Source organism: Flavobacterium hydrophilum, assembly GCF_003202405.1.
GTDB lineage: Bacteria > Bacteroidota > Bacteroidia > Flavobacteriales > Flavobacteriaceae > Flavobacterium > Flavobacterium hydrophilum.
The window spans coordinates 181,741-198,645 of the sequence record NZ_QJHL01000004.1 but is presented as its reverse complement, the minus strand read 5'-3'; the positions used below and the strand labels follow the sequence as shown (position 1 = coordinate 198,645).

General features: G+C 34.0%; 15 protein-coding genes. 7 read left to right on the top strand and 8 right to left on the bottom strand.

The features are described 5' to 3' along the window. Positions 1-202: 202 nt before the first annotated feature. The 4 genes from rpsJ to rpsL all read right to left on the bottom strand — a co-directional run bounded on the left by rpsJ (position 203) and on the right by rpsL (position 3,662). Positions 203-508 (bottom strand): 30S ribosomal protein S10, encoded by a 306-nt coding sequence (rpsJ, locus tag DMB68_RS16325; RefSeq protein WP_007803605.1) that lies wholly within the window; start codon positions 506-508, stop codon positions 203-205. Between the two features lie 11 nt (positions 509-519). Further along, the gene (gene fusA / locus DMB68_RS16320) at positions 520-2,676 is read right to left on the bottom strand and encodes an elongation factor G (RefSeq protein WP_110347730.1); all 2,157 of its coding nucleotides are present in this window, start codon (positions 2,674-2,676) and stop codon (positions 520-522) included. 10 nt (positions 2,677-2,686) lie between these two features. After that, on the bottom strand, positions 2,687-3,163 hold the full coding sequence (gene rpsG, locus DMB68_RS16315) for a 30S ribosomal protein S7 (RefSeq protein WP_026727879.1): 477 nt from the start codon (positions 3,161-3,163) through the stop codon (positions 2,687-2,689). A gap of 115 nt (positions 3,164-3,278) precedes the next feature. Then, positions 3,279-3,662, bottom strand: a complete 384-nt coding sequence (rpsL, locus tag DMB68_RS16310; protein ID WP_007136570.1) for a 30S ribosomal protein S12 — start codon at positions 3,660-3,662, stop codon at positions 3,279-3,281. Positions 3,663-3,844: 182 nt separating this feature from the next. Between rpsL and DMB68_RS16305 the strand changes: the two genes are divergently transcribed. The 6 genes from DMB68_RS16305 to rlmB all read left to right on the top strand — a co-directional run bounded on the left by DMB68_RS16305 (position 3,845) and on the right by rlmB (position 12,425). Next, positions 3,845-5,548, top strand: coding sequence for a BamA/TamA family outer membrane protein (locus DMB68_RS16305; RefSeq protein ID WP_231131667.1), 1,704 nt, complete (start codon positions 3,845-3,847; stop codon positions 5,546-5,548). Positions 5,549-5,632: 84 nt separating this feature from the next. Continuing rightward, complete coding sequence (locus DMB68_RS16300) at positions 5,633-8,833, top strand: SusC/RagA family TonB-linked outer membrane protein (protein WP_110347728.1); 3,201 nt, start codon at positions 5,633-5,635, stop codon at positions 8,831-8,833. Between the two features lie 18 nt (positions 8,834-8,851). Then, complete coding sequence (locus DMB68_RS16295) at positions 8,852-10,321, top strand: SusD/RagB family nutrient-binding outer membrane lipoprotein (protein ID WP_110347727.1); 1,470 nt, start codon at positions 8,852-8,854, stop codon at positions 10,319-10,321. Positions 10,322-10,334: 13 nt separating this feature from the next. Continuing rightward, entirely contained in the window at positions 10,335-11,099 is a 765-nt protein-coding gene (locus DMB68_RS16290; protein WP_110347726.1) for an immunoglobulin-like domain-containing protein, read from the top strand. Between the two features lie 10 nt (positions 11,100-11,109). After that, positions 11,110-11,601 carry a lipid-binding protein gene (locus DMB68_RS16285; RefSeq protein WP_165830154.1) on the top strand — a complete coding sequence of 164 codons (492 nt, stop codon included), beginning with the start codon at positions 11,110-11,112 and terminating at the stop codon, positions 11,599-11,601. A gap of 89 nt (positions 11,602-11,690) precedes the next feature. Beyond that, complete coding sequence (gene rlmB / locus DMB68_RS16280; RefSeq protein WP_110347724.1) at positions 11,691-12,425, top strand: 23S rRNA (guanosine(2251)-2'-O)-methyltransferase RlmB; 735 nt, start codon at positions 11,691-11,693, stop codon at positions 12,423-12,425. A gap of 85 nt (positions 12,426-12,510) precedes the next feature. Here the strand turns inward: rlmB and DMB68_RS16275 are convergent, their stop codons facing one another. Then, the gene (locus tag DMB68_RS16275; RefSeq protein ID WP_110348043.1) at positions 12,511-13,266 is read right to left on the bottom strand and encodes a rhomboid family intramembrane serine protease; all 756 of its coding nucleotides are present in this window, start codon (positions 13,264-13,266) and stop codon (positions 12,511-12,513) included. A 219-nt stretch (positions 13,267-13,485) separates the two neighbouring features. Here DMB68_RS16275 and DMB68_RS16270 point away from each other — a divergent pair, with 219 nt between their 5' ends. Continuing rightward, positions 13,486-14,763 (top strand): replication-associated recombination protein A, encoded by a 1,278-nt coding sequence (locus DMB68_RS16270; protein ID WP_110347723.1) that lies wholly within the window; start codon positions 13,486-13,488, stop codon positions 14,761-14,763. 14 nt (positions 14,764-14,777) lie between these two features. Here DMB68_RS16270 and DMB68_RS16265 read toward each other — a convergent pair whose 3' ends face one another. Genes DMB68_RS16265 through radC form a run of 3 tightly spaced genes read right to left on the bottom strand, consistent with a single transcriptional unit; the run spans position 14,778 to position 16,903 of the window. Continuing rightward, entirely contained in the window at positions 14,778-15,521 is a 744-nt protein-coding gene (locus tag DMB68_RS16265) for a hypothetical protein (RefSeq protein ID WP_110347722.1), read from the bottom strand. Between the two features lie 2 nt (positions 15,522-15,523). Further along, the gene (locus tag DMB68_RS16260) at positions 15,524-16,210 is read right to left on the bottom strand and encodes a YjjG family noncanonical pyrimidine nucleotidase (RefSeq protein ID WP_110347721.1); all 687 of its coding nucleotides are present in this window, start codon (positions 16,208-16,210) and stop codon (positions 15,524-15,526) included. Positions 16,211-16,213: 3 nt separating this feature from the next. Next, positions 16,214-16,903 (bottom strand): RadC family protein, encoded by a 690-nt coding sequence (gene radC, locus DMB68_RS16255; protein WP_110347720.1) that lies wholly within the window; start codon positions 16,901-16,903, stop codon positions 16,214-16,216. Positions 16,904-16,905: the final 2 nt, after the last annotated feature.

Sequence of the window (16,905 nt, the reverse complement as noted above, 5' to 3'; positions counted from 1 at the left end):
ATCTCAACAATATTATTAACATTTACCTAATCGCAAAATCAAAAAAACCTTCGGCAAGCGCCTAAACAAAAGACACTTCAATAAAATATATTTCAAAAAACAAAATTTAAAATAAAAGAAATCTTAAAAATAACATCTTCAACAAACAAAAAAAAGCGAGACATAAATGCCTCGCTTTTATATATAAAATATAATAAAAAAATTATACTTTAATCTCTACTTCAACTCCACTTGGCAATTCAAGTTTCATTAAAGCATCAATAGTTTTAGATGAAGATGAATAAATATCAATCAATCTCTTGTATGACATTACTTCAAATTGCTCTCTCGCTTTTTTGTTAACGTGCGGAGAACGCAATACAGTGAAAAGTTTTTTGTGAGTTGGCAACGGAATTGGACCTGTTACAACTGCTCCAGTAGTTTTTACTGTTTTTACGATCTTTTCAGCAGACTTGTCTACCAACATGTGATCGTAAGATTTTAGTTTTATTCTGATTTTTTGACTCATTTTCTTAAGAATTAAGCGTTACCTTTTGCTTTTTTAATTACAGCTTCTGAAATATTAGAAGGTGTTTCTGCATAATGTGAAAACTCCATTGTTGAAGTAGCTCTACCAGAAGACAATGTTCTTAATGTTGTTACATATCCAAACATTTCTGACAATGGCACATCAGCTTTAATAGTTTTAGCACCATTTCTGTCACCCATGTCATTAACCTGACCTCTACGACGGTTGATATCACCAACGATATCTCCCATGTTTTCTTCAGGAGTAATAACTTCCATTTTCATGATAGGCTCCAAAATAATTGCTCCAGCAGCTTTAGCCACCTCTCTATACCCCATTCTAGCTGCTAATTCAAAAGAAAGCGCATCAGAATCGACAGGGTGGAAAGATCCGTCTGTCAAAGTTACTTTTAAACTATCCACTTGATAACCAGCCAAAGGACCAGTTTTCATAGCTTCACGGAAACCTTTTTCTACAGATGGAATATATTCTTTAGGAACGTTACCACCTTTTACCGCATTAACAAACTGTAATCCTACAGGAACTTTACCATCAACTTCTTCAGCTGGCTCAAGAGTAAATACGATATCACCGAATTTACCACGACCTCCTGATTGCTTCTTATAAGTCTCTCTATGAGTTGCAGTTCTTGTAAACGCTTCTTTATATTCAACTTGAGGTTCACCTTGGTTTACTTCAACTTTAAATTCACGTTTCATACGATCTACCAAGATATCTAAGTGAAGCTCACCCATACCTGAGATAATAGTTTGTCCTGAAGCCTCATCTGTTCTAACTGTAAATGTTGGATCTTCTTCAGCTAATTTAGCCAAAGCCATACCCATTTTATCAACATCAGCTTTAGTTTTAGGTTCAATTGCAATACCAATTACCGGCGCAGGGAATTTCATAGACTCAAGAATGATTGGGTGTTTTTCATCACACAATGTATCTCCAGTTTTGATATCTTTAAAACCAACAGCAGCTCCAATATCACCAGCCTCAATATATTCGATTGGATTTTGTTTGTTAGCATGCATTTGGTAGATACGAGAAATTCTTTCTTTATTTCCTGAACGAGTGTTCAAAACATAAGAACCAGCATCTAAACGTCCAGAATAAGCACGAAAGAAAGCTAAACGACCTACGAATGGATCAGTAGCAATTTTAAATGCCAAAGCAGCGAATGGCTCTTTTACATCTGGCTTACGCAAGATTTTAGTTTGATCTTCTTCTAATAATTCAGCATCATCAGGATGAATTCCTTCTATACCTTCTTTATCCATTGGAGAAGGCAAGTATTTACAAACTGCATCTAACATGAACTGAACTCCTTTGTTTTTGAAAGAAGAACCAGCAATCATCGGAATGATAGCCATATCCATAGTCGCAGCTCTTAAAGCTCTATTAATCTCGTCTTCTGTGATAGAATCCGGATCTTCCATATACTTATCAAGCAAGTTTTCATCGTAATCAGCAACTGCTTCAATAAGGATATCTCTATATTCTTTAACTTCAGCAACCATATCAGCAGGAATTTCAACAATATCAAAAGTCGCCCCTTGTGTTGCATCATGCCAAATAATAGCTTGGTTTTTTACTAAATCCACAACACCTTTGAAATCATTCTCTTCACCAATTGGCAAAGTGATCGCTACAGCATTTGACTTTAACATATCACGAACTTGTTGACAAACTGCCAAAAAGTTAGATCCTTGACGGTCCATTTTGTTTACGAATCCCATACGAGGAACTCTGTACTGATCTGCAAGTCTCCAGTTAGTTTCTGATTGCGGCTCAACACCATCAACAGCACTAAACAAGAAAACCAAACCATCAAGCACACGCAAAGAACGATTTACCTCTACAGTAAAGTCAACGTGTCCAGGAGTATCAATAATATTAAAGTGGTATGGTAATGATTCAGGCAAAAGCTTACCTTGCTCAGTTGGAAAATTCCACTCACAAGTTGTAGCCGCTGAAGTAATTGTAATACCTCTTTCCTGCTCTTGAGCCATCCAGTCCATTGTTGCAGCACCATCGTGTACTTCACCAATTTTGTGTGACTTCCCAGTATAAAAAAGGATACGCTCTGTCGTTGTTGTTTTACCAGCATCAATGTGAGCAGCAATTCCGATATTTCTTGTATATTTTAAATCTCTAGCCATTTCTTATGAATTAAAATCTAAAGTGAGAGAATGCTTTGTTAGCTTCTGCCATTTTGTGAGTATCCATTCTTTTCTTAACCGCAGCACCTTCTTCTTTAGCAGCAGCTAAACACTCTGATGCCAAACGTTGCGCCATAGATTTTTCATTTCTTCTTCTTGAATAAAGTATTAACCACTTCATTGCCATAGAAATTTTTCTGTCTGGACGAATCTGCATTGGAATTTGGAATGTAGCTCCACCAACTCTACGACTACGTACTTCTACGTGAGGCATAACATTTGTTAAAGCATCTTTCCAGATCTCTAATGAAGTCTTCTCATCATTTTGCTTTTTAGTCTCGATGATATCAATAGCATCATAAAATACTTTAAAAGCTGTAGATTTCTTACCATCCCACATTAAGTTGTTTACAAAACGCGTTACCAACTGGTCATTAAACCTTGGATCTGGTAAAAGTGGTCTTTTCTTTGCCGCTCTTTTTCTCATGTCTTTTTTTTAATAAAAAGTTATAGGTTATCCGTTAAATGTTGTGCTATCGACTTTTGCTATCACATAATCTTTAACCCTCAACTCCTAACCTCGAACTCTTAACGTTTTTAAATTACTTTTTTGCTTCTTTTGGGCGTTTAGCACCGTACTTAGATCTTCTTTGCGTTCTTCCTGCAACTCCTGACGTGTCAAGCGCTCCACGAACGATATGATATCTAACACCTGGTAAATCTTTTACCCTTCCACCTCGCACTAATACTATCGAGTGCTCTTGTAAATTGTGTCCTTCTCCAGGGATGTAAGCATTCACTTCATTACCATTTGTCAAACGTACACGCGCAACTTTACGCATTGCAGAGTTTGGTTTTTTTGGTGTAGTAGTGTAAACACGCGTACAAACCCCTCTTCTTTGAGGACAAGAATCTAAAGCAACCGATTTACTCTTCTTAGTGATCTGAGTTCTTCCTGTTCTTACTAATTGTTGAATAGTTGGCATAATTAAATACTAAAAATTACTTGTTTATAAAATTCCCGCTTTTTACGGGGTTGCAAATGTATAAAATAAATTCCACTATACAAACGTTAAATCATTAATTTTCAATAACATTATTTAAACTTATGTTTTTTCAAACAAAGAATGGATATTTGCAATACTTTTAATAAATGAAACAATTGCTCTTGAAACAGTTATTACATATAATCATTTTTTCAACAATAGGCATTTCCGGTTATGCTCAAAACTTTAATTTAAAAATTAGCGGCACAAATAAAATAGAAAATATAATTATAGATTCGTTAAATTATACCAAAAAACACTCAAATATCAAATCTGTTGTTGATGAATCAATTTTAAGCATAGAAAAGCTTTATAAAAAAGGCTACATAGATATTAAAACACTTGAAAATCACAAGGAAAACGACTCAACATACACATACAAACTTTCACTTGGAAATAAAATAAAATACACCTATATATATATAGGTAGAAATAACTCATTTTTTGACTCATACAAAACAAAAAATGACACCGCAATTATTCCATATCAAGAAACCGAAAACTACATAAATCAAATAATTATTGATGCCGAAAACAAAGGTTTTGCCCTAAGTAAAATAAAATTAGAAAATATTCAAAAAAAGAATTTGATAATTTATGCAGACTTAAATTTTAATTCCGAAAAAAAACGAAGTCTTAATTCCATTAAAATAAATTACACAAAAAACAATCGTAAGGATTATTTTCCTAAAGGGCATTTGAAACAACTCAATAAAAAATACATAAGTAAAACTTTTAATCAAAAAACAATTAAAGAACTTTATAATGATATAAACAATTTTGGATTTATAAATCAGACAAAATATCCGGAAATATTATTCACAAATGATTCAACAAAAGTCTATGTTTATATTGAAAAAAGGAAAGCCAATAACTTTGATGGATACATAGGTTTTTCAAATGATGAGAACAAAAAAGTAAATCTAAATGGATATCTCGACATAACCCTGCAAAACACACTTCTGGCAGGCGAACAATTTTCTCTTTATTGGAAAAGCGACGGAAACCAACAAAAAACCTTTAATACAAAATTAGAAATTCCATATATTTTCAAGTCGCCGCTTGGAATAAAAGCACAATTAAACATATTCAAACAGGACAGCACCTTTCAAAACACAAAAACCGGAATTGACTTAGGCTATTATATCAAATACAATTCAAAATTATATTTAGGATATCAATCAGCAGAATCAAGCGATATTCAAAACACAAATAACACTTCTATAAGCGATTTTAAAAACGCGTTTATAACTTCAACATTTGAATATATAAAAACAGATGCTGTTAATTATTTGTGGTCAAAAAAAGCCAATATTAATTTTATTTTAGGATTTGGAAAAAGAAACACGAGCAATCAGCCGGAAACTGCCGCTTCCAGCAATCAATTTTACACAAACATAAACTTCTCATATAATTTCGAACTAAACGAAAAAAATTTTATTAACATAAATTCACAGAATTTTTATCTTAACAGCAAAAATTATATCGTAAATGAATTATTTCGTTTTGGCGGAATATATTCAATTAGAGGTTATTTAGAAAACAGCCTTCAAGCAAATCTCTTTTCATCTATTCTTACAGAATACAGATATGTTGTTTCAAAAAATTTGTACATAAATTCAATTCTTGATTATGGAATATATCAAGACTTAACACGAAGTGATAACAATACCAAAATAGACAAATTAACAGGAATCGGAGCAGGAACAACTATTCAGACCAGCAACGGAATACTGAAGATTAACCTTACAAATAGTCTCGTAAATGGTCAAAATTTAAAATTATATAACACTATCATAAACATATGTTATAATGTTAAATTTTGATGTTTACCGAAAAAACATTTTTATTTATTAGGATAGTTAACAAATTATTAAGAGTTTTGCGATACTAATTCAAAATATTTAAAAATGAAACTAAAGTTCAATGGATTCTTAGTACTTATTTTAGTACTAATGGCGCAACTAACTTTTGCGCAAGAAAGAGCTGTTTCAGGAACTGTTTCTGATAATGCAGGAATGCCTCTTCCAGGTGTTAGCATATTGGTAAAAGGAACAAAAACCGGAACACAATCAGACTTTGATGGTAAATTTTCTATTAAAGTATCACCAAGCCAAATTTTGGTATTTAGCTACATTGGGATGAAAACCCAAGAAGTAGCTGCAACTTCATCTGTCATTAATGTAAAATTAGCAGATGCCGGAGCACAAGAACTGGAAGGTGTTGTTGTAACAGCTTTTGGTATTAAAAGAGAAAAAAAATCTCTTGGTTATGCTACAACAACTTTAAAAGCTGACCAACTTACTCAGGTAGTAAACACCAACCCTTTTGAAACACTTTCTGGAAAAATTGCAGGGGTAGATATTACTTCACCATCACAACCAGGAGCTTCAACTAAAGTAGTTATTCGTGGTCTAAACAGTATTACAAATAGTAATGGACCACTTTATGTTGTTGACGGAACTCCAATAAACAATACTCCAACTGGAACTGGAAATAATGATGTAGCTACTTCTACAAGATCATATGACTCTGGTAGTGGGATAAGTGATATTGACCCAAACAATATTGAGAGTATGACTGTTCTTAAAGGAGCTGCAGCATCTGCCTTATATGGTTCAAGAGCCGGTGGTGGTGTAATCATTATTACAACTAAAAAAGGAAAAGCAAACACAGGAATTAAAGTAGACTTGTTAGCTTCAACAGAATTTAGTGAAGTTGCCAGAGTACCTCATTTACAAAATGGTTTTGGACAAGGATGGAATGGTCTTGGATTTTCTGGGTCTAGCACAACCAGTAACGAAAACGGTTCTTGGGGACCAGCTTTTAACGGAGAAGTAAGACCTTGGGGAACAATATATAACAACAGTCAACAAATCAAACCTTACGTTGGGTTAAATGACAACATAAGAGATTTTTACGATATCGGTGCGTTATCTACACAGTCTGTTACGCTTAGTGGTGGTGGAGATACTTCAGACTTCTCTTTAGTATTCTCAAATGTAAACAGTGATGGGGTGGTACCAACAGAAGCTGATTTATACAAAAAACAATCCTTGGGTTTTAATGGTGGTTTAAAAGGAAAAAAATTCACATTAAGAACATCATTAAACTATGTCTATAAAGACCAATCTATCGTTAATACAGGTCAAGGAGATGATGCAGGTCAAGGTTCAACCTTACAACAAGATTTATTGCAAATCCCAAGAGATATTAGTGTAGTAGATTTAAGTGACTACAAAAACAATGTCTTTAACACACCCGATTACTATTTTACTCCTTATGCTACAAACCCATATTTCTCAATTAACGAGAATAGCACAAAAGTATACGGACATAATCTTTTTGGAAATGTTAATTTAAGCTACAAACTAACAGATAAACTTACTGCTTCATGGCAAATTGGTGGAAACGTTAGAACAGAAAGACTTAAGAGTTACGGTGCAATAGTTAATTATTCTGCCGGTTCCCCACAAGCAATCGCAGGTGCGAATCCTGTTGTAGGTGGAGTTACAGAATCAAGATCAGAATTTAGTGAATTTGACACTTACTTTAACCTTAATTACAACACTAACTTAAGCGAAGACTGGACCTTAAATCTTTTAGGAGGTTTCAACTACAATAAAAGAGAGACTGATATATTAAAAAACTCAATTACAAATTTAGGTCTACCAGGCTTCTACGAGCTTTCAAACTCAGCCTTAAGACCGGTAATTGAGCAATCAAACACCTTAAGAAGAACAGGAGCCGTTTATGCATCTGCTGAGTTTTCATTTAAAAACAGATATTTCGCTACAGTAACAGGTAGATACGATATTACATCGACTCTGCCACCTACAGAAAATTCATATTTTTACCCATCCTTATCATTAGGTGCAATTGCAATTGACAATGGAAATACTTTCCTTAAACTAAGAGCAGCAGTTTCAAATATTGCAAATGATACCAGAGTATATACAACTGAAGATTCTTACATCTCAGGTTCTGCTAACGCTAACTTCGGTATAATTGCATCACCGGTTGGTGGTGTAAGTTTCTTCGAAGCTTCAGGAAGACTTGGTAATCCAGATTTAAGACCAGAGAGCACCTTAGAATATGAAGTTGGAGCTGAGGGATCATTCTTCAAGAACAGAATCAGCTATGATATTGCATTGTATCATAAAACAACTAGTGACCTTATTGTAGACTTGCCATTGGATCCTTCAACGGGATATACTATAAAAGCAATCAATGCCGGGGATGTAGAAAATAAAGGTATTGAACTTTCTGTAACCGGTAGTCCAATTAAAAACAAAGATTTTTCATGGAGCATTACTTACACATTCACTAAAAACCTGAATGAAGTAACTGAATTAAATACAGGAGGAAATTATATTGATTTAACAAGTGCATATGGTGTAACTATGAGAGCCACTAAAGGCGATGCTATTGGTTCGTTCTACTCACAAACACCTAAAACGAATGCTGCAGGACAATATATTGTAAACGCAGGAACAGGTATGTATGAAGTAAGCGATGATATCCAAAAAATTGGAAACGCTCAACGTGATTTTGTTATGGGATTGCAAAACTCTTTCAAATACAAAAACTTTAATCTGGCATTCTCATTAGATTGGAAACAAGGAGGTGATTTCTATTCTTACACAAAAAGATTATCACATTTCGTAGGAAATGGAATAGAAACAACTTATAATGATAGAAATTCTTTTATCATACCAAATTCTGTTAATGAAAACATTGACCCAGTAACACAAGAAGTTACTTATACTGAAAACACAACACCTCTTACATTTAGTACTGTAACTAATTTTTACAATACAGGAAACAACGCTGGAATAGAGAAAACACACGTAATTGACAAAACTTTTGTTAGATTAAGAGAGGTTAATTTAAATTATGATTTCCCTTCTACTCTTACTAAAAACATGGGATTCAACAAAATCACTGTGGGTATTTACGGAAGAAATCTTTTTATGTGGACTCCTGGAGAAAATCCATATGTAGATCCTGAAGTTGGAACTTTCGGAACAGGAAAATTCTCTGAATTTGGAGAATTTGGAGCAAATCCATCACAAAGATCAGTAGGTGGAGTTTTAAAATTATCATTCTAAAAATATAATTCATATAAAATGAAAAAGATAGCAACATTAATAACAGCGCTTTTTTTGTTAGTGTCATGTGATGAATCATTTGACATTAATAGAGATCCGGATGCATTGCCTCCTAATCAAGCTAATAGCACTATTTTACCTGCAGGTATTGCTGGTTTAGCAGGTGCACAAGGAGCATATTATGCACTTATAGGAGGGTTTTGGTCTCAATTTTGGACACAAAACACTACTTCAAACCAATATAAAAACATTGATCAATACAGTATTGGAACTAATGATTTTCAACTTTCCTATACAGCAATGTATGATGCCCTAAACGATATAAGAGTTGTAAAAAGACAGGCTGAAGCTGAAGGAAACTGGAATTACTATTTGATTGCTACTGTCCTTGAAGTTGAAGCTTCACAAATATTGACAGATTTATACGATGCGATTCCATATGCAGAAGCAAACAATCCAAATATTTTACAGCCTAAATTCAATTCAGGAAAAGAAACTTATGATTTAATGATAGCTGATTTAAAATTAGCCTTATCTAAGGACTTAAGTACATCTGTAGGAACTCCTCCAGGAAAAGATGATTTTATCTTTAATGGCACAATGTCAAACTGGACAAAATTTGGTAACTCATTGTTATTAAAATTACATCTTAGATTAACAGAAGTCGATCCTACATTAGCTGAATCAGGTATTAAAACATTAATTAATTCTGGGGCTCAATTCTTAGATGTTGATGCTGCAATGACTCAGTTTGAAGATGCTGCAGACAGAAGTAATCCTTTGTATGAGACTGACAGAAGACAGTTAAATACAACTTTAAACTTAAGAGCAAGTAAAACTTTATACCTTTATTTACAGGAAAATGATGATCCTCGCTTGAACAAATATTATGGAGAAGGAAAACCTAACAACCAAGGTGATTTTGAAAATGCAGCATCGGGACTTTCATTAGTAACTCTATACGCAAAAACTCCTTTATATTTTATGAGTGCTGAAGAAAGTTATTTCTTGCAAGCTGAGGCTCTTGTTAGATATTATGGTGGCGCAGGTGCTAAACAAAAATATGATTTAGGAGTTGCTGCTAATTTCGCCAAATACAGTGCCGCAACTACAGTTGCTCCACTTACTGACGGAATTAAAAAAGCTGATGCAGATGCTTTGGTGGCTCCGGGAGGAGTATACGAGTTTCCTTCAACAGGAACTGAAGCTCAAATTGAAGCTATTATTACTCAAAAATGGGTTGCAAGTTTCCCAGGAAACGGTTACGAATCATTTTTAGAACAAAACAGAACTGGTTACCCGAGAGAATCTGCACTTCCTCAAACAGATGAAAACTATATTCCGGGACAATTTGCAATATCTGTTGAAAACGTAACGAGCGATGTATTCCCAAGAAGACTTGTTTTACCAAATACAGTAAAAACAAGAAATCCATATGCTCCTGCAATAGCAAAAATTACTGCTCCTGTATGGTGGGATGTTAACTAATTAAATCTTAAAGATGAAAAAAATATTTATAAAACTGATGACAGTAGTAATTAGCGGACTGCTACTTACTTCTTGTGAGGCAGATTCAACTGCCGGTGTATCTAAAGTTACAAACTACCCTATAATAGAAGTTAATGGTGACGATGTAGTTTTTATACCAGCTGGTGGAACTTTTACAGATCCTGGAGTAGTAGCTAAAGAAGGTGAAGCTATAATACCCACTCAAGTAAGCTATAATGGAAACTTCAGAGGAGCAAAAACTCTAGACGTCAACAAACCCGACGAGTATACACAAACTTACACTGCAATAAACCAAGATGGTTTTAAAGCAACTGCAACAAGAAAGATAGTTGTTTATAAAACTGGAGATCTTGTAAACAGTATTGAAGGTGTTTACCTTTCTACAACAAGAAGAAACGGTTCATTATTATCTGCAGCACAAGGTAGTTCAGTAGATCAGAAATATATCTACATTTGGAAAAATGATGACGGGACATATGGAGTATCAGATGCGTTTGGGGGATGGTATAGTATAGGGAGAAATATTGGCCTAACTTCTGCAACAAAAGGCGGAACAATTTCCGGTAATATTGCAACAAATACATTTACATTCCCAGGAAACCCACTTGATAATCAATATTTTGGTGGAACTGCAAATATCACTGCTTTAACTGTTGATGCTGCTACAAAAACACTTGTATTAACAACTAACTGGCTAACCACGCCTCCGGTTACGAACTACAATTTTGTTTCAACATTAACTCAAGTACAACTTTAAAATTATGAAAATGAAAAATTTGAAGCTAAATATATCACGTGTACTTGTAGCAATACTTGTACTTACATCATTCGTAGCTTGCGACGAGGTTGGAGATAATGATCCAGGAGGAACTTCAGTTAAAGCTTTAGCTGGTGATTGGTTTATAACAATTTCTAATTCATCTGGTGTAGCTATATCAGAGCATGACTTATTCTCAACTTATAATACTGCTGCAAATGATGGTGGCTTATGGCTGGACGATCATGAAGCTGTTGCAGAGTTTAAAGTTAAAGTAATGACTAAAGCTGATGGTACTTTTTCAGCATCTGCTTCAGCTAATGAATATAACAGCAGAACAGTAAACATTACTGAAGGTAAAGTTGAAAAAAAAGCTGCTACTTCTTTAGGAGGTCATAAGGTAGACAAAATTACTTTCAAAGCTGAATTTAGTGACGAGCCAGGGGTAATTTATTCTTACGAAGGTCACAAAAGAACTGGATTCGCCGAAGACGAGTACTAAAAATTAAATTCAAGTATCTTTATATTAAAACCGCTCTGTTCATTCAGAGCGGTTTTTTTTTATATAAACATTATACCTATATTTGCGCTATGGAAAAAGAACATCAAATATTTGGAATCAGAGCCATTATAGAAGCCATTCAGGCAGGAAAAGAAGTAGATAAAGTATTCATCCAAAAAGAAATTTCGGGTGAATTAATGAAGGATTTAATGAAAGTGATGAAACGCGCAAACATTAATTTCTCTTATGTACCTGTAGAAAAACTGAATCGCCTAACACCAAATAATCATCAGGGAGCTGTTGCAACCATATCTCCTATTGGTTTCATTGAATTGGAGCATCTTGTTGAATCTACAATCGAATCTGGCTTAAAACCGTTATTTTTAATATTAGACCAGATTTCTGATGCAAGAAATTTTGGTGCCATCATCAGAACTGCAGAATGTACTGGTGTAAACGGAATTATTGTTCAAAAAGCCGGTTCAGCACCCGTAAATGGAGATACCGTTAAAACTTCAGCCGGAGCAGTTTTTAATGTGCCAATTTGCAAAGTTGAGCATATTAAAGACGCTATATTTTATCTTCAGGGATCAGGAATAAAAACGGTAGCTGCAACTGAAAAGACAGACCAAAATATTTATGATGTAGGATTGAATGAACCTGTAGCTATTATCATGGGGTCTGAAGACAGAGGAATTAATCCTTCTGTTCTAAAAATTGTAGATGAAAAAGCAAAATTACCTATGTTTGGTTCTATCGGATCATTAAATGTTTCTGTTGCGTGCGGGGCATTCTTATATGAAACTGTTCGTCAGAGGAACTAAAGGAATAATTATGTTGTAAAGAATAAAAAAACACTTCAGTCGAGGTGTTTTTTTTTGTTACCATTCATGAAACTATATCACTAAATCATTTACCTTCTGATTTCGTGATGATATAATTTACCGAAGCATCAGAATTGAAGTAAGAAGAAATTATTTCAGGTTCATCTTCTAAAATCTCTATATTGATAAAATTACCATTTTCATCAAAATGTTTCATAAAAGGATCTTGAGCAGGATCAAAATCAGGTCTTTGCCAGTCATACAAAATTGGTTTTGCATATTCAGGAGCTTTATAGAATAAGGACATAACAAATCCTGTCATAAAACCTGCCAAATGACCTTCCCAGGAAATATTTTGATCAACATCCGGAAAGACATACCAAATCATTCCTCCATAAAGTAAAACTACAGCAAAAGACAATGCTACTAAGCGATAATATCGGGTCTGAATACCTTTGAAAAATATAAAACTTACCAAAACATAAATCAGTCCACTAGCCCCGATGTGATAATTTTCACGACCGATAAGCCATGTAATTAATCCCGAAAACAGAATTCCATAACCAATAACCCCTAAAACTTGTTTTGGGTAAAAAAACTGCAATGCAGGCAATAATACAATAAGAGGAATCGAGTTGTTATAAAGATGATTTAAATTTTCATGAATAAACGGGCTAAATAAAACACCTTGTAAACCGGAAAAATCCCTTGGGTAAATTCCGTTTTGATAGAAATCGAAATCAAAACGAATCTGAATCCAATAGATAATCCACAAAAAAAGGACAAAAAAAGCCGGAAGTCCAACTACTGAATTAGTAAACTTAAAATGGTTATCGCTCATGTCTTTAAAAATCAAATAATAATTTATCATCAAAAAACTATCCAAATATAATTTACTGATAATTTGTCAGATAATCGAAAAATATTCTCAGATACGGTTTTAGCCCTGATGGAAGCGGCATCCTTTTTCTGGCTTCTTTAGCCAGAAAAAGATATAGCGGACAGCAGGAAATAGCTCCTGATAATTTATAATTAAAATTGAAAATAGTAATTTTACAAAATGGAAGCACCTTTAGCAGAACGCATTCGCCCACAAAAATTAGAAGACTACATAAGTCAAAGTCATTTGGTTGGACCAAACGGATCCTTAACGCAACAAATTTCGAAAGGAATTATTCCGTCATTAATCTTCTGGGGACCACCAGGAACAGGAAAGACTACGCTGGCTCAAATTATCGCACAGGAATCAAAGCGCCCTTTTTATATTTTGAGCGCAATAAATTCTGGTGTAAAAGACATTCGTGATGTAATTGAAAAAGCAAAACAAAGCGGTGGTCTTTTTACAGCTAAAAATCCAATTTTGTTTATTGACGAGATTCACCGTTTTAGCAAATCGCAACAGGATTCTCTTTTGGCTGCGGTTGAAAAGGGATGGATTACGCTAATTGGGGCAACTACAGAAAACCCAAGTTTTGAAGTGATTCCCGCATTATTATCGCGTTGTCAGGTTTACATTTTAAATGCTTTTACAAAAAGTGACTTAGAAGCCTTACTGCAACGCGCAATGAAAACGGATACTGAATTAATTACAAAAAATATTATTCTAAAAGAAACCGAAGCGTTACTCAGATTATCTGGTGGAGATGGCCGAAAACTTTTAAATATTTTTGAGCTGGTTGTGAATGCTACAGCTGGTAATGAAATTATAATTACAAACGACCGTGTTTTTGAACTTGTTCAGAAAAATACCGTTTTATACGATAAAACCGGAGAACAGCATTATGATATTGTTTCTGCTTTTATAAAATCTATCAGAGGAAGTGATCCGAATGGAGCAGTATATTGGCTGGCCAGAATGATCGAAGGTGGAGAAGATGTAAAATTTATTGCCCGAAGAATGTTGATTTTATCAAGTGAAGACATTGGAAATGCTAATCCAACGGCTTTTATTATGGCTAACAATACGTTTCAGGCGGTTTCTACTATTGGTTACCCTGAAAGCCGGATTATATTAAGTCAATGCGCTATTTATCTTGCTACCTCTCCTAAAAGCAATGCTTCTTATATGGCGATTGGAAATGCACAGCAATTAGTTAAACAAACAGGCGATCTGCCTGTTCCTATTCACTTACGCAATGCTCCAACAAAATTAATGAAAGAATTGGGCTATGGCGAAGATTATAAATACTCACATGATTATGCCAATAATTTCGCCGAACAGGAATTTTTACCCGATGCTATAAAAGAAACGGTTCTTTACAATCCGGGTCAGAACTCAAGAGAGAACAGCAACCGCGAATTTTTAAAGAACCGCTGGAAAGATAAATATGGCTATTAAAACCAAATTGATATTTAAAATTTAACTGAAACTTTTTCAGAAACTAATTTATCATCTTTGTAATATTCAAAAAACCACTGATTATCTTTTGCATTTAAAGTTCCCTGAACGCCATCTTTTATTGCTATAAAAGAATCAGGACGTGAAGTTTTCATTAATTTCATAACTACTTTTGGTGTTTTATCAATTAACTGAAAACCTGTTTCTGTTGGTTGGGCATATAATAAATTAGGATCTGAAATATCCGCTACAGGTGCTGCAACTGTTACAGTTACCGGAACAGTTGATCCGACAACAGCAACTGATGGAGCAATTGCAGAAGATGCTCCTGTTTTTCCATTGTATTTATAATGCAAATCATTTACAGAAACAAAAGCTAAATCAAGGCTTTCTCTGTAGGCAGCGTCATATTCCTTCTCTTTGCTTCTACCGGTTTCTGATGTATAAACCACTTTTCCGTAGCAATCTTTAAATTCTATAAAAAGTTTCGTAACCAAAAAAGCATTATCCCTTTTTACATCTGCATATAAAAGATCACATCTGTTAAGTAATTCTGAAGGAAGCTGATCATTTTCATAATAAGCATTAAATCCAGCCTTTGTCAAATTTGCTTTCGTCATTGTAGAGAGTCTGTACGGATTTACTCCTTTGGCAAAATCAAAATTTATTGGCACAATTACAGCTTTATAATCATTTACAGACTGTGAAAAACCGATGAATGAAGTGAATAGAATAAATACTAAAATTTTAATTTTCATAATTATAAATATTTTTTAAGTTCTAATAGATTATTTATTTGTTTAATATCTTGAGGTACCTCAATTTTTTTATCGTTAAAAAAAATAGCATCCAGGCCTGCATTCAAAGCGCCATTAACATCAGCATCCAGGCAATCACCAATCATGATACAATTTTCTTTCGAAGTTTTAGCTGAGTTAACCGCATAATCAAAGATAATACTATTTGGCTTTTTTACACCAGCCAGTTCAGAATTTGTAATTGTACTAAAATAACCGCCTAATGCAGCATTATTTATTTTTTTCTCCTGCACATTGGCAAAACCATTGGTGATAATATGCAATTTGTATTTAGATTTTAAATAATCTAAAATTTCAATAGCTCCTTCAAAAAGATGATTGTTATCTGTTAAAAATTCAATATAATCATTTGCTATCTGATTAATATCTTCATCTGAAATAACAAAATCCAAAGCATCAAATGAGTGCTTCAGTCTATTATAACGCAATTCCTGATGTGTAATTTTGTCGTTCTGATATAATTTCCAACAAGCCTGATTTACAGGAATATATTTTTGAATAAAATCCTGACAGATGATTTCAGGAAATTTTCTTTCAAAGATTCGATTAAAAGCTAATTCTGAATTTCTGTCAAAATCCCAAAGTGTATGGTCCAGATCAAAAAAGACGTCGGTAATATTTTTATTCATAACTCATAAAATTCCTTCATCTGCAAAACTATAATATTTTGTTTCAGTTATAATAAGATGGTCCAAAACTTTAACATCTAAACTATCTCCGGCCTGCTTTATTTTTTTAGTGATTTGCTTGTCGGCATCACTCGGAATTAAACCTCCCGATGGGTGATTGTGGCACAATATCAAGCCTGTCGCACCATTTTCTAAAGCCAGCTTAAATACTAAACGTACATCTACAATAGTTCCTGAAATACCTCCTTTACTCAATTGTGATTTTAAAATGACTTTATTCGAATTATTCAGAAAAAGCACCCAAAATTCTTCGTGTGGAAGCTCACCAATAATAGGTTGCATGATTTCAAAAACAATTTTACTGGATGTAATTTTTGTTAATTCTACAGTGTCCTCGGCTCTTCGGCGTCTTCCCAGTTCAAGAGCAGCAATAATTGCAATAGCTTTTGCTTCTCCTATTCCTTTAAAATTAGTAAGCTGAGCCAAAGACATTTTACCCAACGAATTTAAAGTATCGACACTTGCCAAAATTCTTTTACTCAGATCTACTGCCGATTCGTTTCGGCTACCGGAGCCAATTAAAATTGCAATTAATTCGGCATCGCTTAAAGCATTTTTGCCTTTCAGCATTAATTTTTCGCGTGGACGGTCATCTTCTGACCAATTTGTAATAGGAAAATGTGCTACTTCCATTC